We start from the raw sequence: 2,160 nt of genomic DNA, 5'->3' as shown, positions 1-2,160 counted from the left end.
TTGCAGGTATGGCAGAATCTTCATCAGACGGTTCAGGGTGGGATGCGCTTGCAAGTGGTGTGAAGCGTCTTAATGAAGGCGATAAACAAAGAGGGCAGGTTAACCAGACCGTCGAGTATCTAAAGTCCAAAGGCTACAGTGATGAAGAAGCGCGGGTTATGGCACGTAATCCTCAAATGCTTAGTGCGCTGCTAACAGGTGGAGGGGGAAAAGACTTTAATGATGGAAGCTCATTAATTGATGACCCAACATCACCAACAGGAAAGAGAGTAGTTTATCACCCTGGAAGCAAAGCATATATGGACAACGAACGTGCTGCTGCTGCGCATGAAAATAGACAAGTGCATGCAAAAGTCTTGATGGATGATATCGATTATTTGCTGGAATATGCCGATAAATTTAAAAGTTATGCAACAGGTCATATAGCTAACATAGCTAGCCGTCTGCTCCCAACGTCAGAACAATCTGATGCACGGCAGGTTATGCAATCAATACAATCTCGAATAGCACTTGATCGTATAGATCAGATGAAACAGTTGTCACAGAGAGGGACAATAGGTCTTGGAAATGTTAGTGATAAAGACATTGAAATGTTAAAACAATCTCTTGGTGATTTAAGTTTTAATATGTCGGCGCGACAATTTAGGCGTCGTTTGAACATAATAAAAGATGTTATCTCAAGACTAAATCCTGAAGTACAAGCCATTGTATTAGGTAGGGTTGAATCTACAGAAGAAAATATGAGAAATGCTGTTAGCGGAAATAATAGTCAATATTCTTCTAAACAGTCGGTGTCACAAGGAGGCGGTGCAAATTTGCCAACGATAAATAGCATAGAAGAAGCTAACAAATTTCCTGCTGGTACAAATCTTGCCATAAATCATAATGGTACAAGATATGAAATAAGGAGGAAATAGATTATGGTTCATTATAAAAATTCGCAACCAGAATTTCTCCCTTATTTTGGTCCTAATATAGAGGTTATTCGACGTATTCCTGATAATGAACTTGAAAAACCAAAAAGAGAATCTCTCCCTTATTTTGGTTCTAATATAGAAGTTATCCGGCGTATTCCTGATGATGAATTTGAAGGTTTTGGAGAATATGAAACATCACCAGAGCCTCCCGAAATCACGCAAGGAGAAGCGTTTTGGAATTCTTTAAAACACGGTCTTAGTTTTAATTTAGATGATGAAATTTCAGGGATTACAGCGGCAGGGCGAGATCATGAAGATGATAATCCGCTATGGGCTTTTGGGAAGGGGCTATACAACTATTGGTCTGGAGATAAGAAATCTGTAGAGAAGTATGAGAAAGCAGCCAATAAACTGCGTGATTATTATCGTAGGATGAATGATGAACATTATTGGACGTCGCTTTTTGGCGGTGCTTTAGGGGCGGCAATTCCTTCTCTTGCAACGTTAGGGGGAGGAGCGTTAGCCGCAGGAGCCCGCTTTGCAGCCCCTAGAGTTAGCAATAGTCTTGCAGGATCAAAATTAGGTCAATTGCTCTCAAAGGCAGGTCAGTCACGTCCAAGCCAATTTGCAAGCCAATTTGTAAGCCCATTTTTAGGTATCACGAAAAACACAACACTTCCTCATTTACTTAAAGTAGGAGCGGCATCTGGTGCATTACATGGAGCGGGAGAGGGCGAAGGATTAGGGAATACATTTACCAGTACATTAGCTGGAGCAGGTTTAGGAGCAGGAGGGACATTGGCAGGAAGTGCTTTAGGTCATTTAGCTGGTTCTACGGTTGGTGGAATAGGGAGACTTTTTTCTCCTTCTCATAAGGAAGGCGTTGAAAAAGCAACATTAAGAGCAATCAGTAAACATTTAGGCAATGAGTCCTCTGAAGCTCTTGGAAAATCTTTGGGCAGTAAAGCCGTTGATACCGATTATGTTGCTGATCATAGTCCTTTTTTACAAGATCTTGTTTTTGATATCGCGCAAAAAAATCAAGGGGCTTATCTTGATTTGACCAAAAGAGCAGAGGCGAGGGCGCTGGAAGGAGGGGAACGTATTCACCAAGCCGCTGATGAACACTTTGTTCCTCGTCAAAATATTACAGGTTTAAAAGATGATCTTATTGCGAGTAGAGAGGCAGCTACAGAGTCTCTCTATGATATAGCCAAGAAGACGCCGATCGGAGAAAAATATT

General features: G+C 41.3%; 2 pseudogenes. Both read left to right on the top strand.

The annotated features are described in order from the left end of the window. Positions 1-917 (top strand): annotated as a pseudogene (locus PVV57_RS10075) (hypothetical protein); the annotation flags it as partial. Between the two features lie 3 nt (positions 918-920). Then, positions 921-2,160 (top strand): annotated as a pseudogene (locus PVV57_RS10070) (hypothetical protein); the annotation flags it as partial.

Source organism: Bartonella sp. AU15XJBT (genome assembly GCF_028618615.1).
Classification (GTDB): Bacteria; Pseudomonadota; Alphaproteobacteria; order Rhizobiales; family Rhizobiaceae; genus Bartonella.
Note: the sequence above shows the minus strand (reverse complement) of the source record. Positions and strands in the feature narration are given on the sequence as shown.